The sequence below is a fragment of the Pseudomonas sp. LPB0260 genome (assembly GCF_013388395.1).
Genome location: NZ_CP058247.1, coordinates 1,865,868 through 1,883,972 on the forward strand (window position 1 = coordinate 1,865,868; position 18,105 = coordinate 1,883,972).

Sequence of the window (18,105 nt, forward strand, 5' to 3'; positions counted from 1 at the left end):
CGGAAGGCGACGCCGCGCCGATAAGCCGGGTGCCGGCCCGGGTTGTGCACGGCCTGGCAGCTTGCCGGGCGGGCCCTGGGCTATAGTGTCCGGCGTCCGCACCCGCCATGTCTGGAGCCCGCAATGCCGAACAAAGGACTGCTTCTGGCACTTGTCCTGAGCCTGCTCAGCGCCTGTGATTCCTCCACCGAGCCGGCCCAGGTCAGCGCCACGCCGGCGTCGGCACCGGCCAGTAGCGTCCCGCAGGCGCCGCCCCGGGTCGACCGCGAGGCCCTGGCCGCGCGCTATGCCGGTCGCGAGCTGAGTGTGGTGGATGTCTCCGAGGTGCAGCTGGACGGCGCCAGTGCCCTGTCGGTGAGTTTCGCGGTGCCGCTGGAGCCCGAACAGAACTTCGCCGAGCGCCTGCACCTGGTCGACAGCAAGAGCGGCAAGGTCGATGGTGCCTGGGAGCTGGCCGACAGCCTGATGGAGCTGCGCCTGCGCCACCTGGAGCCGCGACGCAAACTGGTACTGACCGTGGATGCCGGCCTGCGCGCGGTCAACGGCGCCGAGCTGGCCGATGAACATATCAGCCGCGTGCAGACCCGCGACCTGCAGCCCAGCGTTGGTTTCGCCAGCCGCGGCTCGCTGCTGCCGACCCGGCTGGCCGAAGGCCTGCCGGTGATCGCCCTGAACGTCGACCGGGTCAACGTCGAATTCTTCCGCATCAAGCCCCAGGCGCTGCCGCGCTTTCTGGCCCAGTGGGGGCGCAGCAGCAACCTGGAAACCTGGGAGGCGCAGCAGCTGCTGCCGATGGCCGAGCTGGTGTATGGAGGTCGCTTCGACCTCAACCCGGCGCGCAACACCCGCGAGACCCTGCTGCTGCCGCTCGCCGGCCTGCCACCGTTCCAGCAGCCAGGGGTGTACCTGGCGGTGATGCGCGAGGCCGGCAGCTACGGCTACTCGCAGCCGGCCACGTTGTTCAGCCTCAGCGACATCGGCCTGTCCGCCCACCGCTACGGCCAGCGCCTGGACGTGTTCACCCAGGCCCTGGCGGGTGGTCAGGCATTGGCCGAGGTCGAGCTGGAGCTGCTCGATAACAAGGGCCGGGTGCTGGCCGCGGGCAAGACCGACGACGCCGGCCACGCCGAACTGCCGTTGCCGGCCAAGGCCGACCTGCTGCTGGCGCGCCAGGGCGAGCAGACCAGCCTGCTGCGCCTCGCCGGGCCGGCCCTGGACCTGGCCGAGTTCGATATCGCCGGGCCCAAGGCGCAGCCGTTGCAGTTCTTCGTGTTCGGCCCGCGGGATCTCTATCGCCCGGGCGAGACCGTGCTGCTCAATGCCCTGCTGCGCGACGCCGACGGCCGCGCGGTGCCGGCCCAGCCGGTCAGCGTCGAGGTGCGCCGGCCGGACGAGCAGGTCAGTCGCAAGTTCGTCTGGCAGGCCGATGACGCCGGCCTCTACCAGTACCAGCTGCAGCTGGCCGAGGAGGCGCCGACCGGGCGCTGGCAGTTGCTGCTCGATCTTGGCGACGGCCAGCCGCAGCTCTACGAGTTCGCCGTCGAGGACTTCCTCCCCGAGCGCCTGGCCCTGGAACTCGAGGGCCGCGACAGCCCCTTTGCCCCGGCCGAGCAGGCCGAGTTCGCGGTGAGCGGGCGCTACCTCTATGGCGCCCCGGCCGCGGGCAACCGCCTCAGTGGCCAGCTCTACGTGCGACCGCTGCGCGAGGCGGTGGCCGGCCTGCTGGGCTATCAGTTCGGCTCGGTCACCGAGCCGGAGCTGAGCCAGGATATCGAGCTGGAGGAAACCAGCCTGGACGAGCAGGGCCGGACCCGGCTGGAGATCGACAGCCGCTGGCGCGACGCCAGGTCGCCGTTGCAACTGATCCTCCAGGCCAGCCTGCAGGAGTCCGGTGGCCGCCCCATCACCCGCCGCCTGGTGCAGCCGGTGTGGCCGGCCGAGCGCCTGCCGGGGCTGCGCGGCCTGTTCGACGGCGAGCAGGTCGACGCCGACAGCCTGGCCGAGTTCGAGGTGCTGGTGGCCGACGCCGCCGGGCGCAAGCTGGCCGCCGAGCAGCTGACGGTGCGCCTGGTGCGCGAGCGCCGCGATTACTACTGGAACTTCTCGGCGAGCGATGGCTGGAGCCACCACTACAACGAGAAGTACCTGACCCTCAGCGAGCAGCCGCTCAGTGTCGCGGCCGGCGCCACGGCGAAGGTCAGCTTCCCGGTGGAGTGGGGCCCGTACCGGGTCGAGGTGATCGACGGCCAGACCGGCCTGCTCAGCAGCCTGCGCTTCTGGGCCGGCTACCGCTGGCAGGACAACGCCGGCGGCGGTGCGGTGCGCCCGGATCAGGTCAAGCTGGCCCTGGACCAGCCGGCCTATGTCGAGGGCGACACCGCCCAGGTCACGGTCACCCCGCCGGCCGCCGGCAACGGCTACCTGCTGGTCGAATCCAGCGACGGCCCGCTGTGGTGGCAGGAGATCGAGGTGCCGGCCGAGGGCAAGCGCTTCGAGATTCCCATCGCCAAGGCCTGGGCGCGCCACGACCTGTACGTCAGCGCCCTGGTGATCCGCCCCGGCGAACGGCAGGGCAACGCCACGCCCAAGCGCGCGGTCGGCCTGCTGCACCTGCCGCTCGAGCGCGCGCCGCGCAAGCTGGCGCTGCGCCTCGAGGCCACGGAGAAGATGCGCCCCAGCCAGCCGCTGAAGATCAGGGTGCAGGCGCGCAACGCCGATGGCAGCGTGCCCCGGCGCGCCCGGGTGCTGGTCGCCGCGGTGGATGCCGGCATCCTCAACATCACCGGCTACCCCACCCCCGACCCCTTCGCCGCGCTGTTCGGGCGCAAGGCCTACGGCGCCGACCAGCTGGATGTCTACGGCCAGCTGATCGAGGCCGGCCAGGGCCGGGTGGCCAAGCTGGCCTTCGGCGGCGATGCGGCCCTGGCCGCCGGCGGCAAGCGCCCGGACACCAGCGTGCTGATCGTCGCCCTGCAGAGCCAGCCGCTGTGGCTGGACGAGCAGGGCGAGGGCGAAGTCAGCCTGGACATCCCGGACTTCAACGGCGAACTGCGCCTGATGGCCCAGGCCTGGACCGACGAGCGCTACGGCATGGCCGAGGCCAAGACCCTGGTGGCCGCGCCGCTGATCGCCGAACTGTCGGCGCCGCGCTTTCTCGCCGGCGGCGACGAAACCCGCCTGGCGCTGGACCTGCACAACCTGTCCGGCCGGGCCCAGCAGCTGCAGGTGCAGCTCGCCGTCGAGGGCCAGCTGCAACTGGCAGACGCGGCAGAGGCGGTGCACGGCATTCGCCTGGACGCGGGCGAGCGGCGCATTCTGCGCCTGCCGGTGCGGGCCCTCGGCGGCTACGGCCAGGGGCGCATCGGCGTCGAGGTGCAGGGCCTGACATTGCCCGGCGAGTCGCTGCCGCCCTTCGCGCGCCAGTGGACCCTGGGCGTGCGCCCGGCCTACCCGGCGCAGCTGCGGCAGTTCCGCGCGGTGCTCGAGGACCAGCCCTGGCGCCTGCCGGACGACGCCCTGCAAGCCTTCGAGCCGGCCGGACTGGAGGCGCGCCTGCAGCTGTCCAGCCGCCCGCCGCTCAACCTCGGCGAGCACATCCGCGCGCTCAAGGCCTACCCCTATGGTTGCCTGGAGCAGACCACCAGCGGCCTGTATCCGTCGCTCTATGCCGACGCGGCGAGCCTCCAGCGCCTCGGCATCGCGGCCGAGCCCGAGCCCCAGCGGCGGAGGGCCATCGAACTGGGCATCGAGCGCCTGCTGGGCATGCAGCGGCACAACGGCAGCTTCGGCCTGTGGGGCGCCGACGGCAGCGAGGAATTCTGGCTGACGGCCTACGTCACCGACTTCCTCCTGCGCGCCCGCGAGCAGGGCTTCGGCGTGCCGGCCGAGGCACTGAAAAAGGCCAGCGAGCGCCTGCTGCGCTACCTGCAGGAACGCAACCTGATCGAGGTCGACTACAGCCAGGACGGCAACCACAGCCGCTTCGCCGTGCAGGCCTACGCCGGCTACGTCCTGGCGCGCAGCCAGCAGGCGCCGCTGGGCGCCCTGCGCAGCCTGTTCGAGCGGCGCGGCGACGCCCAGTCCGGCCTGCCGCTGGTGCACCTGGCCGTGGCCCTGCAGAAGATGGGCGATGCGCCGCGCGCCGAGCAGGCCCTGGCCGCCGGCCTGGCGCGCGGCCGCGACAGCCAGCGCTGGCTGGCCGACTACGGCAGCGCGCTGCGCGACCAGGCGCTGATCCTGGCCCTGCTGGAGGAGCACGAACTGGCCGCCGGCAGCCGCGAGCAACGGCTGTTCGCCCTGGCCGACGAAGTCGCCAGCCAGCGCTGGCTGTCGACCCAGGAGCGCAACGCCCTGTTCCTGGCCGGGCGCACCCTGCTCGGCAAGCCCGAGGCGGCCTGGACGGCCCAGCTGCAGAGCGGGGCCTTCGCGTTCAGCCTGAGTGACGCCCAGCCGGGCCTCAAGCTCGAGGGCGAGCAACTGGCCGCGCCGCTGACCATCAGTCACGCCGGCGCGGCGCCGCTGTACCAGCAGCTGACCCTGTCCGGCTACCCGCGCGAAGCGCCGGCGGCCGGCGGCGAGAACCTCAGCATCTTCCGCGAGTACCTGGGCATGGACGGCCGCCCGTTGGACCTGGGAGCGCTGAACAGCGGCGAGCTGGTGCTGGTGCACCTGACGGTGGCGGCCAAGCAGCGGGTGCCCGATGCCCTGGTGGTCGACCTGCTGCCGGCCGGCCTGGAGCTGGAAAACCAGAACCTGGCGCAGAGCGCCGCCAGCCTGGCCGATGCCGGCAGTGCGGTGCAGGAGTGGCAGCGTTCGATGCAGAGCGCGCGGCTCAAGCATCAGGAGTTCCGCGGCGATCGCTACGTCGCCGCCCTGGACCTCTATGGCCACGGCACCACCCACCTGCTGTACCTGGCGCGCGCCGTGACCCCGGGCAGCTACCGGGTGCCGCCGCCCCAGGTCGAATCCATGTACCGGCCGAACTGGCAGGCCCTGGGCGAGTCGCCGGGGCGCCTGGTGGTCAGGGAGCGGTGATAGAAGGCTTCCCGGATTGCATCCGGGCTACAAAGCATGCCTGCGTGCTCGTGGTAGCCCGGATGAAATCCGGGACGAGACTCAGGCAGGGAGGTCTGCAGCATGGTGCTCTACCGCCGGGCCCGCGTGCCCGGCGCCTGTTACTTCCTCCCCCTGGCGCTGCAGGACAGGCGCGCGGATACCCTGCTGCTGCACCGTGCAGCCCTGGGCGATGCCTTGCGTCGGGGGCGCCGGCAACAGCCCTTTGCGCTGCCCGCTATCGTCCTGCTGCCGGACCACCTGCATATGCTGATGCCGTTACCCCGGCGCGATGCCGATTTTTCATCGCGCTTCCGCCTGCTCAAGTCGATGTTCGTCGCCGCGCTGCGCGCCCAGCCGGACCACACCATCAGGCTCAATGCCAGGGGGGAGGCCAATCTCTGGCAGCGGCGCTTCTGGGAACACCTGATCCGCGATGAACGGGGCCTGGCCGCCCATGTGGATTACATCCACATCAACCCGCAGAAGCATGGCCTGGTCGAGCGGGTGTGCGACTGGCCGCACTCCAGCTTCCACCGCTATGTGCAGCGCGGCCTGTTGCCGCGCGATTGGGCTGGAGGAGACGAGCGGGCGGTCAGCCGTGCGGGGGCGTAAGCGCTCCCGGATTGCATCCGGCTACGCCTCTCCCGTAGCCCGGATGCAATCCGGGGCAGCACCCATTCAACGCCTAGTGAATCAGGCCGCTGAGCAGCCACAGGCCGAGGAACAGCCACACCAGTCCGGCGATGATCGAGCGGCGCAGGAAGGCGCGCAGTGCGGCGTAGAGCAGCAGCAGGCCGATCACCAGCACGGCGATGCCGAGCAGCGACGGGGTGATGCCGAGGGCCTGGGACAGGCCCGAGATGAAGCCGGCGACCGCGCTGCCCATCAACTCGAAAAAGCCGCCCAGGGCCTCGACGACAAAGCGGATCAACTCGCCAAAGGCTCGGCCCAGCCACTCGAAAAAACTTTCCACCTGCATTCGACAAATCCTTTCCGCCCTGCGGCGCAGTGGGTGATCGCCGGCGAGCGCCGGCGGCAAAGGCGCCTAGTGTGCCATCGGCAGAGCAGATCCGCAGGCTTGGCGGACTGCTGCCAGGCGGCGGTTCTGCCTGGCGCGTGGATCAGTCCCGCGTTGCTGGAAGTGCCAGCAGTAGCACGGATGCAATCCGTGGCAACGTCTTGCACTGCGTATGGGAGTGTCGTCCGGCGTGGCAGGAGCAGGTCTAGGTCTGGAGGGCTTCGGCTCGGAGTGCAGCAGGCAAAGCTGGGGGATGGCAGGGGCGCGACAGAAGGGGGCGGGTTGTATTTCGAGGAGTGGCGGACTTCATTCGGGCTACTGCTGGGGGCTCGGAGCTTTTTCGGAGTGAACAACCCGGGGGACGGACGACCCCGGGCTGCTCCATTTCTGCGTACTGTTACTTCTTGAACTCGAACTTCACCACCGGCGAGGTGGCGCCGCTGTTGTACTGCATGTACAGCACGCGACACTTGCTCGCATAGTCCTTGGGCGTCTTCCAGTTGAACTGCCAATAGCCGTCGCCGTTGTACTGCAGGCCGCTGCTGCCGGAAGTGGTTTCCTCGACGGCATCGGTCGGTTGGCCCCCGACGCAGAGGTTTTCCGAGGAGAACATGCCACTGAAACTCGAGCCATAGGCAATTGGCACGTTGTTGGCGTCGGTCAGGCGCCACTTGATCGGTATCGTTTGCCCGGCCTTCGCGACGTTAACCAGGCCATTGTCCACCGGGCTGAAGAACCCGTCGAACTTGTAGGTCACCAGGAAACTCTGGCACAGCGGCTCTCCGGTATTGCCGGCAGAGTCCGTACCTCGGACACAGACTTCATGGTTGCCGACGGACGTCGCGTCGAAGCTGACCTCGACATCCTCCGCCACCCCATCAAAGGCACCGTCCTTCGCACTCATGGGCAGCCAGGCGCCATTGTCGACACTGTATTCGGCATCGGCGATCAGGCTGCCGCCAGTGCTGCTGTCGTCGACCGTCGCGCTGACGGTTGCAGTGCCGTTCAGATATATGGGATCCGGCAGAACGGCTACGTCCGACGTGATGGGGCCGGCCTCGTCGGCTGGCAGCACTACCACGTCCGGTACCTCCAGGTGGCCAATGCTGATCGTGACATTGCTGGACGCCCCTCCGCCAAAACTTCCAGATAAGGCAAGTGCACCGCTGAGCGTGAAGCCGGCGGCCATGTCGACCCCCGTCACGCTCCAGCACGTGGGGCCACTAGTGCCAACTGGTTTTGTAAAACTGCCCAGAGACTCACCTCCGAGTGACACGTTATTTAGACTGATGGAGGTAGGCGTCTGGTTCTTGGTGATAGTGATCTGCAGGTAGTTTAATGGGCCCAGATTGGATAGGTTGCGTGTAATAGGCTGACCCAAGCTTTCCACGGCGGTGCTCAAGTTGCCGACACCGTTATAGGTGAACATTACGGCCTTGCCTGTCTCCCATGTGACGTCGCCTGTCGCCGCTGGGGCGATCACCGGCAATTCGCTTATCGATATTTCTTTCCCGCCGCCGCCGCTGCTGAGGTTGAAATAACTGACCGACCCTTTCAGCGTCAGCGTTTCACCTTGGCCTAATACGCAGCCCTGGGTCACTGTCGGCGCGGCCTGTGCGGTCACCGACGGCAGGGAGAGGGCCAGTGCCAGGGTCGCAAGGCCGGCCAGTCGGGCTGAGCCCCAACAAGCGCCGGAATCAGGCGTTTGGCCTGTCGGCATGGAATGGCTCACGTCTGTCACCCTGTTGAGTTTTTTGGCGATGTGCGGCGAACGCTCAAAATAGTTGCTATCCATGGTTACTGCCCTGCCTTGAGTTGATAAGCGTCTACGTCCAAGTGAGGCGAATCAGTTCGAGAGTCATCCCGTCAGCCAGGCAGCAGCGAGCGCCGGCTCCGTGCATGCCTGGCTAAGCGCTTGAGTCTGATGTCGTCTTTTTCGGGGGCCGGAAACTTGTTTTGAGTGCGTCACTAATTCAGATGATCGGCCCCGGTCACCTGATATCAGTGTGATATGGGTTTAGGCAGGCGCGGATACTCTGTAAAGCCGCGAATCGATGGAAAATGTGCTTTGTGACAGTATTCCGACGATCGGTATGTTTCGAGTGGTTGGGTTGTTCGCTGGCGTCATTTTTACGACTTTTCGAGTGCTGGCTAATTGCAATCAATCAGTCAATAAGTCGTTAAATTTAAAGGAGTTAGCGCTTTGATCTGGTGGTCGCAGTGGCGGCAGGTTGTCAGGCTCGGCAGGGCGCGTCGTCGAGCCTGGCTGATGGCAGCATTGCTGCTGGTGCCAGCATCGCTGTGGCTGGCCGACCGGCTGTGTCCGCTGCCGCTGCCGCACGACGACCTGGCCCGGGTGGTGCTGGCCGAGGACGGCACGCCGCTGTGGCGCTTCGCCGATGCCAAGGGGGTGTGGCGCTACCCGGTGAGCCTGCAGCAGGTCTCGCCCTACTACCTGCAGGCGCTGCTGACCTACGAGGATCGCTGGTTCTACCGGCATCCCGGGGTCAACCCCCTGGCCCTGGTGCGCGCCACCTGGCAGAACCTGCGCGGCGGGCGAGTGGTGTCCGGTGGCAGCACCCTGTCGATGCAGGTGGCGCGCCTGCTCGATCCCCACGACCGCTCTCTGGCCGGCAAGCTCAAGCAGCTGGCGCGCACCCTGCAGCTGGAGTGGCACCTGTCCAAGGACGAGATTCTCGGCCTGTATCTCAACCGCGCGCCTTTCGGCGGCACCCTGCAGGGCGTGGCGGCGGCCAGCTGGAGCTACCTGGGCAAGTCGCCGGCCAGCCTGACCCGCGCCGAGGCGGCCCTGCTCGCGGTGCTGCCCCAGGCTCCCAGCCGCCTGCGCCCGGACCGTCACCCACAGCGCGCCCAGGCGGCGCGCGACAAGGTGCTGGCGCGTCTGGCCGGCTTTGGCGTGTGGCCGCAGGCGCTGGTCGAGGACGCCCTGGAGGAGGCGGTGCTGCTGGCGCCGCGCCGGCAGCCGTCGCTGGCGCCGCTGCTGGCGCGGCGGCTGAATGTACCCGGCAGCCCGCCGCTGATCCGCACCACCCTCGATGCCGCGCTGCAGCGCCGCCTGGAGGACCTGCTGCTGGGCTGGCGCGCGCGCCTGCCGGAGCGTACCTCGGCGGCGATCCTGGTGGTCGAGCAGCCAAGCATGGCGGTGCGTGCCTACCTGGGCTCGGTGGATATCGGCGATGCCGCGCGCTTCGGCCATGTCGACATGATCAGTGCCGTGCGCTCGCCCGGTTCGACCCTCAAGCCCTTCCTCTACGGCATGGCCCTGGATGCCGGGCTGATCCATTCCGAATCCCTGCTGCAGGACGTGCCGCGGCGCTACGGCGACTACCGCCCCGGCAACTTCGCCGCCGATTTCAGCGGCGCGGTATCGGCCAGCCAGGCCCTGGCCAGCTCCCTCAACCTGCCCGCGGTGCAATTGCTGGAGGCCTACGGCTCCAAGCGTTTCGCCGGCGAACTGCGCCATGCCGGCGTGCCCCTGGCCCTGCCGCCGCTGGCCGAACCGAACCTGGCGCTGATCCTCGGCGGCGCCGGCAGCCGCCTGGAAGAGCTGGTCAGCGGCTACAGCGCCTTCGCCCGTGGTGGGCGCGCCGCGCGCCTGCGCCTGCAGCCCGGCGACGCCCTGCATGAGCGGCGCCTGCTGTCCCCCGGCGCCGCCTGGATCGTGCGGCGCATCCTCAGCGGCCAGGCGCGGCCCGACCGCGACCCGCGGGCGCAACTGGTGCAGCGCCCGAGCCTGGCCTGGAAGACCGGCACCAGCTACGGCTTTCGCGATGCCTGGGCGATCGGCGTGGCGCCGCGCCATGTGATTGGCGTGTGGATCGGTCGCCCGGATGGCACCCCGGTGCCCGGTCAGTTCGGCCTGGCCTCGGCTGCGCCGCTGCTGCTGCAGGTGCACGACCTGCTGAGCAACCGCGACAGCCAGCGCGGCATTGCGTTGCCCGCAGACCCGCAGCCCGCCGAGGTCGGTGTGGCGGCGATCTGCTGGCCCCTGGGCCAGCCGTTGGAGCGGGGCGACCCCAACTGCCGGCGCCAGCGCTTCGCCTGGACCCTGGCCGGCACCACGCCGCCGACCCTGCAGGCGCTGGACCAGCCCCTCGGCCTGGGCCTGCGGGAGACCATCTGGCTCAATGCCGAGGGCCTGCGTGTCGATGCCGGCTGTGCCGGCGCCGAGGCTCGCGACATCGCCCTGTGGCCGGCGCCGCTGGAGCCCTGGCTGCCGCGCCGCGAGCGGCGCAGCGCGCGCCTGCCGGCGGTCGACCCGCGCTGCCCGCCAAGCCAGCCAGCGGCCGCCGCGCCCCTGTCGATCGTCGGCGTCAGCGACGGCGACCGCCTGCGCCGACCCGCCACCAGCGCCACACCGCTGCGCCTGAGCCTCTCTGCCCTGGGCGGCGGCGGCCGGCGCTGGTGGTTCCTCGACGGCCAGCCGATCGGCGAGAGCGCCGCCGAGGCGGTACTCGAGCAAACCTTCGCGCGCAGCGGTCACTATCGGCTCAGCGTGCTGGACGAAAGCGGGCAAACCGCGCGGCTGGGGTTTCGCGTGGATGACTAGAACTGTGAGGGGTGTCACGAAGCTTTAGCGGTGATGGCCGGATGCCATGTGGTTAAATGCGCGCCGGATTTTTTTGCCGCTCAAGGGATTGAAAGCATGGCGCTTCGTAGTACGCCGCTGGCCGCCTGGCTGATCGTTACCCTCGCCCCTGTTGCCCTGGCCGCGCAGACCCCGGGCGATCGAGAGCTGATTCGTGAGCGCCAGGAACGCCTGCTGCAGGAGCAGCAGCAGCGCCTGGAAGAACTGCGCCAGCTGCCCGGCGCGACGCCGCAGCTGCCGTCCGAGCCGGCTGGCGACAGCGAACGCTGTTTCGACATCCAGCAGATCGAGCTGAGCGGCGCCAGCCTGCTCGGCGAGGCCGAACAGGCCAGCTTGCTGGCGCCCTTCGTCGGCCAGTGCCTGGCCGCCGGCCAGCTCAACCAGCTGCTCAAGGTCATCACCAATCACTACCTCGGCCGTGGCTACGTCACCACCCGCGCCTACCTGCCGCCGCAGGAGCTGGCCGATGGCACGCTCAAGGTCATCGTGGTCGAAGGGCGGCTCGAGGGGCTGGACAGCTCCGAGCTGGCCAGCGAGCGCGAGCTGGCCATGAGCTTTCCCGGACGCACCGCTGAGGTGCTCAACCTGCGTGAGCTGGAGCAGCTGGTCGAGCAGCTCAACCGCCTGCCCTCGCGCCAGGCGCAGCTGGAGCTGCTGCCCGGCGAGCAGGTCGGTGGCAGCCGCGTGCAGCTCAAGGGCCAGCGCAGCAAGCCCTGGCGCGCCAGCCTGACGCGCCACAACGACGGCCAGCCAAGCACCGGCGAGCAGCAGTGGGGCCTGGGCCTGGGCCTGGACTGGGACAGCCCGCTGGGCCTGGCCGACCAGTTGAGCCTGCGCGCCGGTGGCGATGCGGTCAGCGACAGCTATCGCCACTCGCACAACCAGAGCCTCCGCTATTCGCGAGCTCGAGGATGCCGATTACGGCCGTAGCGAGCCAGGCTCGCGAAGATCTTACTCTGGGCATTGAAAAGGTTGGCGGCGCAATGTTCGATGTGTCACGCTAGGCGCGCTTATCACCTACCGGATTCTTAGCTGCTCGGGCTTCGTGAGAAAGCTGTGGGTTGACAGTCTGCCATCCTGCCGAAAATACGGACATACTCAACTCAAGCAACTGCCGGGAGTTCTTTAGGTTCTGCAATTACCGCAGCAGTGCTTAAGTTGGTTCTGCCTCGTAATTCTCGCTCCTGCGAATGATCTAGATGTGTGAGTTGGAGGGCTTCTTTGAGCCGTTGTGCCTTGTGGAACTACTTGCGCTCCCTGAAATGGCGGCGCTTGTGGAGTAGGCGGCCAAGGTGACTTTCCCGGGCTCCGACAGTCTGGAGAAGGTAGCCTATTTCTATCAGGTACAGTGCATGCCTTGGGTGATGAAACAGATATAGGAGGAGACCGTTTAGCTTGGCCAGACTCAGCTGTTCGGAGCATTTTACGAGTGCATTATGGAGGGGCTTTCATTCGGTTAGCCAACGGTTATGTCGACGATCAAGGCGCGCCCTGTATACACTTCCCAAGTATGATGAAATACGTCGATCCCGCCTCCCGAGTTCTTCCTTAGAGCAGATGACCTTCGCCAAAGCCGAGTATGCCGGCAAGCGGAAGCAGACCCGTAAGGAGGCGCGCCTGATCGAGAGGGGGCAGGTGGTGCCGTGGAGGGGACTGATTGCTCTGATCGAGCCGTACTACCCCAGGGCGAAACCGGCCGACCGGCGTACGCGTTGCTGGCGATGCTGCGCATTCATCTGATGTAGAACTGGTTTGGCTACAGGGATCCGGCGATGAAAGAAGCACTGTACGAGGCCACCATCTTGCGCCGTTTTGCCGGGCTGAGACTGGAGCGCATCCCGGACGAAACTACCGCCCTCAATTTTACGCGCCTGCTGGCGAAACACGAGATGGCGGTCGGGGTGCTTGGTTATTTGGGTGGTCGTGGTCTGTCGCGACGCCTGGGCACCATCGTCGATGCCACGTTTATCCAGCGTCCAGTTCGACCAAGAACAAGAGCGGCAAGCGCGATCCAAAGAAGGATCAGACCAAGAGGGGCAGCCAGTCTAACTTCGGCATGAAGGCGCACATCGGCGTCGATGACGAATCGGGCCTGGTGCACGGCCTGGTGGGTACAGTGGACAATGTGGTGGATGTCGACCCAGGTCGACCAGCTGCTTGGCGAGAACGAGGTCTGTGCGGATGCCGGTACACTGGCGTCGAGCAACGACCCGAGCATGAAGGCCGCGCAGTCATTTGGCTGATCGCAGCTCGTCGTAGTAACTATAAGAAACTCGATAGGCGCAGTGCCCTGTACAAAACCAAGCGCAAGACCGGGAAGGCCAAAGCGCAGATGCGCGCAAAGGTCGAGCATCCGTTTAGGGTGGCCAAGCGTCAGTTCGGTTGTGTGATAGCGCGCTTCCGTGGCCTGGTGAAGAGCACAGCGCAACTGGTGACGCTGTTTGCATTGTCGGACCTGTGGATGACGCGTCGACGTTTGCTGGCGAGCGCAGGAGAGGTTCGCCCGAAATGTAGGAGATGGCTGCCGCGAGGGGCGCGCGCCTGCCAAAAAATGCAAATAATGTGGCGGCGGGGCTGGTCGATTTTGATCGATCCCCTTGCTTTCAAATGGGCGATGGCTGAAGTGGCTCGGAAATACCGGGCTACTTCAGAGCATCCCTAGGGTTACGAGTCGTAATAACCTCAAAATATCTATGAGAGACGTATGAGATGGACGCATTGGCTAGCCTGCTAAAGCATCGACACATTCTTTACGCCACTGTGGTTCACGGGCTGAGGAAGCGCACCAGTGGCAATGTGCTTGGGGCATTGTGGATGCTGCTTTATCCGTTGCTGTTTCTGAGCATGTACGGCTTGGTCTTCGTGCAGATCCTGCAGGTTCGCATTCCAGGGCTGGACACCATAGGGTACATTCTAGTGGTGTTTTCCGGTCTGGTTCCCTTCCTGGCGTTCTCCGAGGCATTCGGCACTGGCACCATCAGTATCGTCGCCAACCGCGATCTGCTGATGAATACCCTTTTCCCCATCGAGTTAGTTGTTGCCCGCGAGGTACTTATTGGCCATGCCACTATGGGCATGGGAATGTTGCTGCTCTGGGGCGCGGTCCTTCATTTTCATGGTGCCCAGTGGACGCACCTGCTGGTGCCGCTGATCTATCTTCTGCAGATCATTATGGTGATAGGTCTGGTGTGGATCACCGCTACCCTGACGGTGTTTTTTCGTGATCTGCAGCAGGCTATCCCAATCCTTGTACTATTTCTGATGATGGTCTCGCCAATCGGCTACACGGCAGATATGGTTCCAGAAGGACTCAAGGCGCTACTGCTGTTCAACCCCTTGGCCTGGCTGATGGAACTCTATCGGGCCTGTCTGGTGCGTGGCGAGGCGCCGCTGGAACAGCTTGGTCTGTTTGCGCTTTTTGCCTGCGTGCTCTTCACCGTAGGTGGAGCGCTCATCCTGCGACTTAAACCGTTGTTTGCTGATCATGTCTGATTTTGCGATTTCTCTTACTGGCGTCAGCAAGACGTTTCGCCGCTTCCAGCACCCCGTCTGGAGGGCACTTGATGCTTTGGGCTGGCCTGTGTCGAAGTGTCGCTATGACATCTTCCAGGCTCTGACGGATATTAATCTAAACATCTCTAGGGGCGAGAAGGTGGCCCTAATCGGACGCAATGGCGCCGGTAAAAGCACACTGTTGCGTCTGATCTCTGGACTGATGCGTGCGGACTGTGGGCAGATTCGCGTGAATGGACAAGTGCAGGCGCTGATGACGCTAGGCACGGGATTTCATCCGGATTTCAGCGGTATCGATAACATTCGCTCGGCCCTTGCCTACCAGGGCGTCCCCCCGTCACGAGTGGAAGATTGTATTGAGGAAATAGCTGAGTTCACTGAGCTGGATACCTTTCTGCAGCGCCCGGTAAAGGAGTATTCGGCTGGAATGTATGCACGACTGGCGTTTGCTGTGGCCACATCCACCAGCCCCGAAGTGCTAATTATCGACGAGATTCTGGGCGCCGGCGATGCCTACTTCCTAGGAAAGTGCATTCACCGTATGAAGACGTTGACTAATCAGGGCGCGACAATACTGTTCGTCTCCCATGATATCAGCTCAGTGCAGGTGCTTTGTGATCGCGGCATCTGGCTAGAGGGAGGGCATATTCGCCAGGACGGCCCCTTACTTCCAGTTAGCAAGGCGTACTTGGCTAGTATTCGCGATGAAGAAGAGCGGCGCGTGCGGGCCAAGAGCATGTCGTTGACTCGTGGGCAGGTGTCGGCCTTAACCACCACTGGCGGGCAGACCAGCTTGCTGCGATTGGTCGGTCTCGATGGTACTCCGCCTAGGCAGCCACTGCTGCTGCGTGCTGTCGAATATGGCGATGTCAGTGGGCAGTTGGGCAGCATTGATATGGCTGGCGTGCACACCGGCGGCTCTTGCCTGATCGTCGACCCTCAATTCATGAATTGGCAGCGTGTCGCTTCTTCCGCGGACTCTGGCTGTTGGGCGTTTGGCGACTTCGGTGGGCGTTATCAGCATTCCCCGCTGCAGCTTGCCTGGCCGAACGGTATTCCTGTCGGTGCCTGGGTGCAGTTGCAGTTGCGCCAAAGCTCCAGTCACCCGGTGCTGCTCGAGCAGTACGATCCGGAGCAGGGCGTGTATTGCAAGCTGATAGAAATTGCCGCGGGCAGCGGTGAGGTGTGGACCACCGTGCGCGTGCCGCTGCACACAGAATTCGCTCTGGGTCGTAACCGGCGAGACGAACTGCTCGCGGATCTGCAGGAACTCAGCAGTGACGACCGATACGGCAGCGGAGAAGTGCGTATTACCGGCTTTGGCTTTTTCGACGCTGAAGGTGTCCGCCGACACACGCTGATTACGGGCGAGCCGGCTTTTGCGGTGATAGCTTTCGATGCCAGTGAGGCGGTGCTTGATCCTGTCCCGGTGGTTGCCATCTACCGCCCCGACGGAACCTGCGCGATGCAGGTCATTGCGAGTCTGAGCGGTCAGCGCTTTTCTCAGTTGGATGGCAGCGGAGGTATTCGAGTGGACTTTTCGCCTTTGCTGCTGGGGCCTGGGGATTATCTGGTGTCGGTGGCTTTGTTCCGCGAGCTGAACCTAGCTTCGGCGGTGGAACCGTCCTCTTACGATCTGCATGACCGTTGCCATGCTCTTAAGGTGCTGCCGCCGTCTGGCGTTCATGTGCAGATCGGCTTGGTCAATCAGCCTGCCCAGTGGGAGTTACTAAAGTGATCGAAAATAGGCGCTTATGGCGCTTATATGACAAGGCCCAAGTTTGGGATCAGCCGTTGCAGATCGGACAATTCAACCTGCTGCAGGCTATTCGGGACTTCTGGCCGACCGGGATCGCCTCGGTGCTGGATGTCGGTTGCGGGGACGGGAAGCTGACTTCTCGATTGAGAGCGCCTGGGGCGCCGACCATTGTTGGGCTTGATAGCAGTGGAGAGGCACTCGCGCGCCTTCAGCTCGATGGGGTGCTGGGTAAGGCGCAGGCATTGCCGTTTCCCAGCGCCGCCTTCGACCTGGTGATGAGTACCGACACCCTGGAACATATGCCCGACGCCGAGGAAGTCTCCGCCTGGGACGAGCTGTTTCGCGTAGCCGCCAAAGCGGTAATGGTCGCGGTTCCTTTTCGTGAGGAGCTGCTGGACGCCACCACCCGTTGTGCAGAGTGCGGCCATTGCTACCACGTCAATTGGCACCAGCGCAGCTACGACATCGTAGACCTTCATCAGCGTGCCCCGGTCGGGTGGACGGTTCGTGCCACTGTGCTAGCTGGCGAGCCCTGGAATGCCACGTTGCCGCCGGAAACTATACTGCGGCGAACGGCCCTGAACGAGTGGGCGGGGTGGGAGCTGGCAATCTGTCCCTGCTGCGGTAGCGGCGGCCAGGCCGCGACTGCTGAGCAACCATTGCAATCTTTGCTGGCGCAGGCGCTGGCCAAGCACCTTTATCCGGCACTTGCCGAACAGCGTTACTGTCGCAGCCACAGCGAAGTTCTGGTGATATTCCAGCGTAATGGGGTGGCGTTCGACCTTCCGCAACCGTTACTGGCGGAAACTCATGCCCAGCCGGCATCCCAGATAGATTTTTTAGAGCAGTTACCGGCTGCCGATCTGCAGCCGTTCTGCCAAGTGGCCCAGCATGTGGCCTGTGCGGGCGGCCGTTGGCGCCTACAGTTCCCACTCTACGAAGCATCACCCACGCTGGAAGTCTGCCGCCAGCCAGGTAGCCAGGGCGCGCTGCACCTAGTGCTGGAGGATGAGGTCGGCTGCCTGTTCAACGGCTGCGTGCTGGATGACGGGCAGGAGCGCAGCGTTCACCGTTTGCCACGCCCGCCGCAGGCAGGTTACTACGGCGTGCTGGGGTCCTGCTCAAGTGCTGAGCCGTTCGCTTCGTTGCAGTTGGGGCAGGGTCCGTCGGTGCTCTGGGCTGTGGCCGCCGATAGTGGGAAATGCCGTTATCTGCACCTTAACGGCGAAGAGAACCCGCTATTCGTTCAGGTATCGCAGCCACTCTGGTTTGACCCACAAACGCTGAGCCCGCGGTCGCCAGCGGCGAGGGCTGCACCGTGGCAGGTGTTGTACAGTCTGCAGGATTGTTTCGAGCGCGCCCTGCAAGCCAGCAATGCTGTCTCATCCATTGAGGCTCAGATTACCGAGCAAAATCAGCTGCGGGTGCATATCCAGAACCTTAGTGCAGAGCGTGATGCCTTGCTGCAGCGTGCTATTGAAGCTGATCAGTTGGCGGTGCAGTTGCAGAACCTTAGTGCAGAGCGTGATGCCTTGCTGCAGCGCGCTATTGAGGCTGATCAGTTGGCGGTGCGGGTGCAGAATCTGAGTGCAGATCGTGATGTCTTGCTGCAGCGCGCTATTGAGGCTGATCAGTTGGCGGTGCGGGTGCAGAATCTGAGTGCAGAGCGTGATGTCTTGCTGCAGCGCGCTATTGAGGCTGATCAGTTGGCGGTGCAGGTGCAGAATCTGAGTGCAGAGCGCGATGCCTTGCTGCAGCGCACTATTGAGGCTGATCAGTTAGCAGTGCAGTTGCAGAGCCTGAGCACTGAGCGTGATACCCTGTTGCAACGCGCTATTGAAGCTGATCAGTTGGCGGTGCAGTTGCAGAACCTGAGCACTGAGCGTGATGTCTTGCTGCAGCGCGCTATGGAGGCCGACCAATTGGCGGTACAGGTGCAAAACCTGAGGGCAGAGCGTAATGCCTTGCTGCAATGCGACGATGATGCTAGACAGTCTCGCGGTGCGCCTGCAGAACCTAAGCGATGAGCGCAGTGAGCGCTCGTGGTAGCCGAAAGCCCGGATCGAGCAGCTGCAATAGTAAGCAGCAAGAGTTTCAGCATCGCTCCTTAGAAGGGCATGCTCATTTACAAGGGAATCCAGTGTGCCTTGA

Annotated in this window: 10 protein-coding genes and 1 pseudogene; 9 read left to right on the forward strand and 2 right to left on the reverse strand. The window is 65.0% G+C overall.

What is annotated here, in order from left to right; genetic code table 11:
- Window positions 1–123 precede the first annotated feature (123 nt).
- Both LPB260_RS08170 and LPB260_RS08175 read left to right on the forward strand, forming a co-directional pair.
- Window positions 124–5,034 (forward strand): alpha-2-macroglobulin, encoded by a 4,911-nt coding sequence (locus LPB260_RS08170; protein WP_208708197.1) that lies wholly within the window; start codon window positions 124–126, stop codon window positions 5,032–5,034.
- Window positions 5,035–5,136: 102 nt separating this feature from the next.
- Window positions 5,137–5,667 (forward strand): transposase, encoded by a 531-nt coding sequence (locus LPB260_RS08175; RefSeq protein WP_208708198.1) that lies wholly within the window; start codon window positions 5,137–5,139, stop codon window positions 5,665–5,667.
- A 73-nt stretch (window positions 5,668–5,740) separates the two neighbouring features.
- Here the strand turns inward: LPB260_RS08175 and LPB260_RS08180 are convergent, their stop codons facing one another.
- Window positions 5,741–6,034: a hypothetical protein gene (locus tag LPB260_RS08180; RefSeq protein ID WP_208708199.1), complete on the reverse strand. Its 294-nt coding sequence runs from the start codon at window positions 6,032–6,034 to the stop codon at window positions 5,741–5,743.
- 436 nt (window positions 6,035–6,470) lie between these two features.
- On the reverse strand, window positions 6,471–7,868 hold the full coding sequence (locus tag LPB260_RS08185; protein ID WP_208708200.1) for a PxKF domain-containing protein: 1,398 nt from the start codon (window positions 7,866–7,868) through the stop codon (window positions 6,471–6,473).
- Window positions 7,869–8,279: 411 nt separating this feature from the next.
- Between LPB260_RS08185 and pbpC the strand changes: the two genes are divergently transcribed.
- The 7 genes and pseudogenes from pbpC (at window position 8,280) to LPB260_RS08215 (ending at window position 17,981) form a co-directional block, all read left to right on the forward strand.
- Entirely contained in the window at window positions 8,280–10,643 is a 2,364-nt protein-coding gene (gene pbpC, locus LPB260_RS08190; RefSeq protein WP_371926166.1) for a peptidoglycan glycosyltransferase PbpC, read from the forward strand.
- A 96-nt stretch (window positions 10,644–10,739) separates the two neighbouring features.
- Window positions 10,740–11,582, forward strand: a pseudogene (locus LPB260_RS08195) (ShlB/FhaC/HecB family hemolysin secretion/activation protein); the annotation flags it as partial.
- Window positions 11,583–12,454: 872 nt separating this feature from the next.
- Window positions 12,455–12,742 carry a hypothetical protein gene (locus LPB260_RS29305; protein WP_371926123.1) on the forward strand — a complete coding sequence of 96 codons (288 nt, stop codon included), beginning with the start codon at window positions 12,455–12,457 and terminating at the stop codon, window positions 12,740–12,742.
- A complete protein-coding gene (locus tag LPB260_RS29310) occupies window positions 12,739–13,344 on the forward strand; it encodes a transposase (protein WP_371926124.1) in 606 nt (201 codons plus the stop codon). The genes LPB260_RS29305 and LPB260_RS29310 overlap by 4 nt, the downstream gene beginning before the upstream one ends.
- Before the next feature lie 47 nt (window positions 13,345–13,391).
- Window positions 13,392–14,174 (forward strand): ABC transporter permease, encoded by a 783-nt coding sequence (locus tag LPB260_RS08205; RefSeq protein ID WP_208708203.1) that lies wholly within the window; start codon window positions 13,392–13,394, stop codon window positions 14,172–14,174.
- Window positions 14,167–15,933, forward strand: a complete 1,767-nt coding sequence (locus LPB260_RS08210) for an ABC transporter ATP-binding protein (protein ID WP_208708204.1) — start codon at window positions 14,167–14,169, stop codon at window positions 15,931–15,933. Before LPB260_RS08205 ends, LPB260_RS08210 begins: the two co-directional genes overlap by 8 nt.
- A gap of 56 nt (window positions 15,934–15,989) precedes the next feature.
- The gene (locus tag LPB260_RS08215) at window positions 15,990–17,981 is read left to right on the forward strand and encodes a methyltransferase domain-containing protein (RefSeq protein ID WP_208708205.1); all 1,992 of its coding nucleotides are present in this window, start codon (window positions 15,990–15,992) and stop codon (window positions 17,979–17,981) included.
- Window positions 17,982–18,105 lie beyond the last annotated feature (124 nt).